A 2,901-nucleotide genomic window follows, 5' to 3' on the forward strand; every position below is an offset into this window, starting at 1 on the left:
TCATTATCTGGAATTATGCAATCTATATCAAAAGGAAGTTTTAATTGATAAAACTTTCGATTTAAAGTATAATTTTGTTGTAAGATTTTTTTTGTTGACATCAAAAAATATTTTACCATAAATCCTAGGCTTGTAGAGTCTGGGATTTATTTTTTTAAAAAAAAGGGGCCTCGCACTAATTATTTAGTGCGACAGCCCCCAGCTCTTCCATTTCCATATTATCAAGCAAATTAACCATACTTTGTTCTATTTCAGTAATGATTTGTTCCACTATATCTACCTCACTTTAAAATATTATAGATATAGTAATTATTGTCTTATATATAGATTAATTTACATCCTATATAATATTTTATTCTATAGTTTTTGAAACACTTATTTCATCTTCAACCTTTCTAATTACTACTTTAGCCCTATTGCTTAAATTTAAAGATTCTTCTATTAAAGTATTTACATTTATTAAAGCTTGAAAGGCTGAATCAATCATATCCTCATTATAAAACCTATTTGCTGTAGGATATCTATATAAAATAAAATTATTATCTAATAGTTTTAAAGTATCATAATCATCTTTTTCAATTTCTACTTTAAAATCACTCTTAATTGAATCATATATTACTCTTGTTTCATTAACTAATATTTCTATTCCATATTCCTTAATAATATACGATTTAAGTATTCTCTCTATTGCCCCATGTATCATCTCTATTTGACGTGGATATGATAATCCTGCTTTATTAGCTAATATAGCATCTCTAACCATTACATTAGAATCAGCCTTCCAAAACTTATATAACTCTTTATTTACACAGTTTGGCTTGAACTTTTTTAATTTTCCAGATTTATTTGTTCTACATTCTAATGTAAATCTCTCAATTAAATTTTTCATTTTAACCTCTTAAGAAATCCACTAAAATATTAAATCCATACCCTTTTGCATATTCCTCGATATTAGTAAGGATTTCCCCCATTTCTTTTGCTTTTATATTAGCTTTTACATAAACTTCTATTACATAATATCCATCTAACTCTTTATATTTAAATTCAGTTATTTTTTCTAAGATGCCTTTATCTAATGTAGTTTTAGCATTATTAATTATTTTATTGTATTGTTCTCTCCCCACTTATTATCACACTCCTATTAATTATATTTCTATTACATTTTTAATTAAATAACTCTCCCTTAAACGCTCTTTGCATTAATGAATTAAAATTATCCTCTAATTCTTTTAAACTCTTTTCCATTTCAAATTTCAATTTATCTGTCTGTTTAACAAAGTCAGCAAACTTATTTTGAAGCTCTATTGGTGGACACAAGAATTCTATTGATTTTACTTCATTCATTGATGGGAAATTAGGTATTCCACTTCCTCTACTAAACCCAAATAACTTATCTTGAATTTGCTCATTTCTAAATAACTGCATAAAGTAGATATTATTCATAACATTTTTATTTAAAGTTATTTTTAATAGAGCTTGATTTATAATTCCTTCTTTAGCTCCTTCAGGAACTTCCGATATCCTACCAAGTGTAACACCTGAACAACTCACAAGTAAATCTTTAGGTTCTACCTTAAACATAATCATTTCATCATATTTTTCTCTACTTATAAAATACTTAGCATACTCAAAATCATTATGTATAGCATGACGTTGCTCATATACTAAATATCCTTCTTGTATAAAATCATCTTTCTTTAATGAACCTCCAAATGGACCTCTTTTCAATGCATATTTATCTTCAGTAATTATTTCTGGTAATGTTTTTCCTATGAACCTTTTTTCCATTGGAGTACCAAACATCTCGATAAATTGTGATTTAACCAATTCATCTAAAGCTTCTATTTGTTCTTTTCTTTTATCTATTAACTCTTGTGATTTATCTAATATATTTACTATTTTTTGTTGAATCTCTCTTGATGGCATTGGTATCAATAATTCATCAATATGTTCATTTTTTAAATTATTAATATTTGCACCACAAACTAAATTAGAAATTGTGGACCTATAATATGGGGTCCTAAGAAAATATCCTACATATCTCGGTTCTATTTTTTCACTACATCTAACAATCTTACAAAAGGCTCCAAAAGTAAAATTAGTATTATCTTTTATTTGTACTGACTTTCCTACTATCTCCTTACTTCCACTTGAAGCTGCTATAAGAATGTCATTTTCTTTTATTATTTGATTTTCCTTAACTAAATCCTTATTGACGTAAATTAAATCTTCTAGTATAAGTTTATTATTTTTTATACTATTAGCTCTTAAAACCGCCATGTGTGTATCTATAGGCTCTTCGCTAATATCTGTCGGTTTATATGAAATACCTCTTACTTGAACTATATAGTCACCTAATTTTTTAACTTCATATTTAGAATTCATAATCTATTCTCCAATCATCTCAGCTAATTCTTCAATTCCAGCAGTAATATCCATCTCTAGTTCTCTAATTCTTAGCATTATTTCTTGTGGAGAATCGTATTTTACTTCTTCATATTCTATTTCTTTATACTTATTAATAGATAAGTCATATCCATTATCCCTAATCTCTTCTACTGGTACAAAGAAACTTTGTTCTGTTCTTTTTCTGTCTACCTCTTTATCTAGCTTGCTAAATCTTTCAACTATATCATTAATATCATTATCTTCAATAGGATTTCTCTTATCATCTAAAGAATATCCATCAGCTTTCATATCATAGAACCAAACCTTATCTGTTCCACCTGTTCCTGTCTTAGTGAATATCATTATTGCTGTTGATACTCCTGCGTATGGTTTAAATACCCCTGAAGGCATTGAAATTATAGCCTCTAGCTTATGGTTTTCTACTATTTCTTTTCTTATAGATTTATGTCCACCAGTTGAACCAAATAAAACTCCATCTGGAACTATAGATGC

The 2,901-nt window shown here is 27.4% G+C and carries 4 protein-coding genes; all 4 read right to left on the bottom strand.

What is annotated here, in order from left to right; genetic code table 11:
• Window positions 1-352: 352 nt before the first annotated feature.
• Window positions 353-889: a hypothetical protein gene (locus I2E98_RS15615; protein WP_195469788.1), complete on the bottom strand. Its 537-nt coding sequence runs from the start codon at window positions 887-889 to the stop codon at window positions 353-355.
• A 1-nt stretch (window position 890) separates the two neighbouring features.
• Window positions 891-1,124: a hypothetical protein gene (locus I2E98_RS15620; RefSeq protein ID WP_195469789.1), complete on the bottom strand. Its 234-nt coding sequence runs from the start codon at window positions 1,122-1,124 to the stop codon at window positions 891-893.
• 40 nt (window positions 1,125-1,164) lie between these two features.
• Window positions 1,165-2,385, bottom strand: a complete 1,221-nt coding sequence (locus I2E98_RS15625; RefSeq protein WP_195469790.1) for a restriction endonuclease subunit S — start codon at window positions 2,383-2,385, stop codon at window positions 1,165-1,167.
• Between the two features lie 3 nt (window positions 2,386-2,388).
• Window positions 2,389-2,901, bottom strand: a 513-nt coding sequence (locus I2E98_RS15630) for an N-6 DNA methylase (RefSeq protein WP_195469791.1), incomplete at its 5' end; no start/stop codon positions are given.

It is taken from the genome of Clostridium sp. D43t1_170807_H7, from assembly GCF_015555905.1.
In the GTDB taxonomy this organism is placed as follows: domain Bacteria; phylum Bacillota; class Clostridia; order Clostridiales; family Clostridiaceae; genus Clostridium.

Coding starts and splice junctions, on each gene's coding strand:
- I2E98_RS15615 (WP_195469788.1), bottom strand. CDS start 889: ATGAAAAATTTAATTGAGAGATTTACATTAGAATGTAGAACAAATAAA.
- I2E98_RS15625 (WP_195469790.1), bottom strand. CDS start 2,385: ATGAATTCTAAATATGAAGTTAAAAAATTAGGTGACTATATAGTTCAA.